Raw genomic sequence first — 4,244 nt, 5'->3', positions numbered from 1 at the left:
AGGTCTCGTGGGCTCGGAGATGTGTATAAGAGACAGACGCTGGTACATGCGGAACAGGTCGCCGGCGAACAGCGCCGCCTCGTCCCCGCCGGTGCCGGCGCGCACCTCCAGCATCGCCGAGCGCTGGTCGGCCGCGTCACGCGGCAAGAGCGCGAGCGCGAGGCGGCGGTCGGCAGCCTCCAACGCGGCCTTGTTGTCGCGCAGTTCCTCCTCGGCCAGCGCGCGCAGCTCGGCATCGGCATCGCCGGTCATGAAGGCGAGGCTGTCGGCCTCCTGCCGCAGCCGCCGCACCTCGCCCGCCGCCTGCGCGACGGGTTCCAGCTCGGCATATTCCTTCGACACCGCGACGAAGCGGTCGCCGTCGAGATTGCCGGTCGCCATCTGCGCGGCGAGTTCGTCACGCCGCGCCTCGATCTGGCGAATGCGGTCGGGGGAGATGGCGGCCATCAATCGACCAAGTTCCACATCAACGATTCAACGATTGACCGGACCTGTGCCACGTCGATTCGATCACCCCGCACGTTCCTGAAGCCTACGTCGGGAGTGTCGCCCTTCAAATTAACAGAGACTACGTACGCGGGATCAGATTTGAGCACCTTATCGAAGCGCTTCTTCGGATTCCCCGTCACACTTAGATCTACTCTGAACCCAGCCCGGCGTAGCGCCGAGCCAACGCGCATAGCGCCGATATCCGTGGTGCGACTCTCGGAGACAACTGCGATCAAACTGTCATCCTGGCTCGGCTCCTCGATCAGCATCGCCAGCCGCTCGATCCCCGCGGCCCAGCCCACGCCCGCGGTCGCCGGGCCGCCGAGGCTCTCGACCAGCCCGTCGTAGCGCCCGCCGGCCAGCACGGTGCCCTGCGCGCCCAGCCGGTCGGTGACGAATTCGAACGCGGTGTGGCGATAGTAATCCAGCCCGCGCACCAGCCGTTCGTTGCGCGTCCAGCGCACGCCCGATGCGTCCAGCCCCTTCTGCACGCTGTCGAAGAAGGCGCCCGCCTCCGCGCTCATGAAGGCGTCGATGCCCGGCGCGGCGTCCGCGATCGGGCGATCGCGCGGGTCCTTCGAATCGAGGATGCGCAGCGGGTTCTTGTCGAGCCGCGCCAGGCTGTCCTCCGACAGCTCGCCGCGGTGCGCGGCAAAATGCGCGACCAGCGCGTCGCGCCACGCATCGCGCGTCGCGGCATCGCCGAGCGTGTTGAGCTGGAGCGTCACCCCGTCCGCGATGCCCAGTTCGTGGAGCAGCTGGTCGGCGAGCGTCAGCAGCTCGACATCCGCCGCCGGTTCGGGCGCGCCCAGGACTTCGGCGTCGATCTGGTGGAACTGGCGATAGCGGCCCTTCTGCGGGCGTTCGTAGCGGAACACCGCGCCGCTCGTCACCAGCTTGACCGGGGCATATTGCTGCCAGCCGTTGGTGATATAGGCGCGTGCGATCCCGGCGGTGAATTCCGGGCGCAGCGTCAGCGAATCGCCGCCCTTGTCGGGGAAGGTGTACATCTCCTTCGACACGACGTCGGTGGTCTCGCCGATCGAACGGGCGAAGACCGCGGTATCTTCGAACACCGGCACCTCGACGCGTTCGAAACCGTAGAGCCGGCGCACGCGGTCGAACGCGTCCAGCACGCGCGCGAACCGGCGCTGCTCCTCGCGAAAGATGTCCTGGGTGCCGCGCACGCGGCCGGGGGTGGGAATACGGGCCATATAGGGGCCGGGTATCTAGTGCTGCCGTGCGGGAATCGCTAGCGGGATTGCATGAACGACGTGCGCCGCTGGTGGGGTCTGGGACAGCGCGTGGCACCGCCGCGCTTCATCCTGTTCGTGATCGTGTTCGCGGTGGCGACGCCGCTGCTGCAGGGCGAGGTGGGCACGGGGCGCGCGGTGATGGGCGGGTTCGACATCGCCGCGGCGATATTCCTCGCCTCGATGATCCCGCTGTTCCGGCATGACGATCCGGTGCGGATGCGCCGCGCCACGCGCGCCAACGACGCCAATCGCGCGCTGTTGCTGGCGATTACCGGCGCGGTATCGCTGGTGATCCTGGCGGCGGTGCATGACGAGCTGAAGGGGCGCAACACCGGCGGTGCGATCGCGTTCGTGATCGTCACGCTGGCGCTGGCGTGGCTGTTCTCGAACCTGGTCTATGCGCTGCATTACGCGCACCTGTTCTACATGTCGGCGCCGGACGGGAAGGATGCGCGCGGCATAGACTTTCCGGGCACCGACACGCCCGATTACTGGGACTTCCTGTATTTCAGCTATACGCTCGGGATGACGTTCCAGACGTCCGACGTTGAGATCACCGACGGGCGGGTGCGGCGGATCGTGACCGGCCAGTGCCTGGCGGCGTTCGTGTTCAACCTGGGCGTGATCGCGTTCAGCATCAACGTGCTGGGCGGCGGATAGGTGTGGACAGGCGGGCGGAGGGGCCGTTACGCCTGTGCGATACGCCATAACCTGACGGGACGCCCCACCGCATGATCCGATCGCTCGCCGCCGCCGCCGCGCTGCTGTCCACCGCCGCGCTCGCCCATCCGCTCGCCGCGCAGGTGCCCGCGGGGAATTCCGCGCCGCAGCCGGTGCCGTTCGTCGATACGATCCCCGCGCCGCGCGACACCCCCTTCCCCGGCACGATCCGGCTGGCGGTGGACGCCACCGACACGCAGCGCGGCATCCTGCGCGTGAAGGAGACGATCCCGGTGCCTGAGGCCGGGCATATGGTGCTGCTGTTCCCCAAATGGCTGCCCGGTGCGCATTCGCCGCGCGGCGAGATCGAGAAGCTGGCCGGGCTGGTCGTCACCGCGAACGGCAAGCGGCTGGACTGGACGCGCGACCCGGTCGACGTCTTCGCCTTCCACATCGACGTGCCGGCGGGCGCGAAGGCCATCGAGGCGAATTTCCAGTTCCTGTCCGCGACGAAGAGCGACCAGGGGCGCATCGCGGTGACGCCGACGATGATCTCGCTTCAGCCCAATTCGGTCAGCCTGTACCCGGCGGGGTACTTCACCCGCCAGATCCCGATCCAGATGACGGTCACCTGGCCGCAGGGATGGACCGCGGCGGGCGCGATCCCCGCGAAGGTGGCGGGCGCGACCTCCACCTACGACACTACCAATTACGAAATACTGGTCGATTCGCCGATCCTGGCGGGCAAGTACGGGAAGGTCTGGCCGCTGACCGACCGGGTCAACCTGAACGTCTTCGCCGACACCCCCGCCGAACTGGCCGCCACCCCCGAACAGATCGCCGCGCACCGCCGGCTGGTGGAACAGGCGGTCAAGACGTTCGGCGCGCAGCATTACGACCGCTACGAATTCCTGCTGTCGATCACCGACCGGCTGGGCGGGATCGGGCTTGAGCACCACCGGTCGAGCGAGAATGGCGTGACGCCCGGCTATTTCACCAAGTGGAACGACGGGCCGGGCCGCCGCAACCTGCTGCCGCACGAATTCACGCACAGCTGGGACGGCAAGTTCCGCCGCGGCGCGGACCTGTGGACCCCCGATTTCCGCACCCCGATGCGCGATTCGCTGCTGTGGGTGTACGAAGGGCAGACGCAATTCTGGGGCTATGTGCTCCAGGCGCGCTCCGGCCTCGTCTCGAAACAGGACACGCTGGACCAGCTGGCGGCGATCGCCGCCACCTATGACAGCCAGCCCGCGCGCGCGTGGCGCGACCTGATCGATACCACCAACGATCCGGTCATCTCCGCCCGCCGGCCGAAGGGGTGGACCAGCTGGCAGCGCAGCGAGGATTATTACAACGAAGGGCTGCTGGTGTGGCTGGACGTCGATTCGCTGCTGCGCGAGAAATCGGGCGGGACGAAGTCGATCGACGATTTCGCGCGCGCCTTCTTCGGGGTGCGCGACGGCGACTGGGGCGAGCTGACCTATACGTTCGACGATGTCGCCGCGACGCTGAACGCGATCGTGCCGTGGGACTGGGCGGCGTTCCTGAAGCAGCGGCTGACCGAACATGCCAAGGGCGCGCCGCTCGACGGCTTCACCCGCAACGGCTACCGGCTGGTCTATACCGACACGCCGACGCCGTCGTCGAAGGCGGCGGAGGCCGCCGCCAAGAACACCAACCTGACCTGGTCGGGCGGGCTGATCGCCAATGCGACGGGCGAGCTGACGTCGGTGACATGGGACAGCCCGGCGTTCGCCGCGGGGATGACGGTGGCGGACCAGATCGTCGCGATCGACGGCGATGCTTGGTCGGCGGACCGGCTGAAGGCCGCGATCA

The 4,244-nt window shown here is 67.9% G+C and carries 4 protein-coding genes; 2 read left to right on the top strand and 2 right to left on the bottom strand.

From position 1 onward, the window contains the following. Together AX685_RS16375 and hisS are read right to left on the bottom strand one after the other, a co-directional pair. Positions 1 to 447: PCRF domain-containing protein (locus AX685_RS16375; protein ID WP_156445871.1), on the bottom strand; the 447-nt coding region annotated here is incomplete at its 3' end. Continuing rightward, on the bottom strand, positions 447 to 1,703 hold the full coding sequence (gene hisS, locus AX685_RS16370) for a histidine--tRNA ligase (protein ID WP_066490585.1): 1,257 nt from the start codon (positions 1,701 to 1,703) through the stop codon (positions 447 to 449). The genes hisS and AX685_RS16375, both read right to left, overlap by 1 nt. 51 nt (positions 1,704 to 1,754) lie before the next feature. Here hisS and AX685_RS16365 point away from each other — a divergent pair, with 51 nt between their 5' ends. Both AX685_RS16365 and AX685_RS16360 read left to right on the top strand, forming a co-directional pair. Continuing rightward, positions 1,755 to 2,405: a DUF1345 domain-containing protein gene (locus AX685_RS16365; RefSeq protein WP_066490582.1), complete on the top strand. Its 651-nt coding sequence runs from the start codon at positions 1,755 to 1,757 to the stop codon at positions 2,403 to 2,405. Positions 2,406 to 2,476: 71 nt separating this feature from the next. After that, on the top strand, positions 2,477 to 4,244 hold a 1,768-nt coding region (locus tag AX685_RS16360; RefSeq protein WP_066490580.1), incomplete at its 3' end, for a M61 family metallopeptidase.

The sequence above is a fragment of the Sphingomonas sp. CCH9-F2 genome (assembly GCF_001556735.1).
GTDB classification, from domain to species: domain Bacteria; phylum Pseudomonadota; class Alphaproteobacteria; order Sphingomonadales; family Sphingomonadaceae; genus Sphingomonas; species Sphingomonas ginsenosidimutans.
This window is presented reverse-complemented; position numbering and strand designations above follow the sequence as displayed.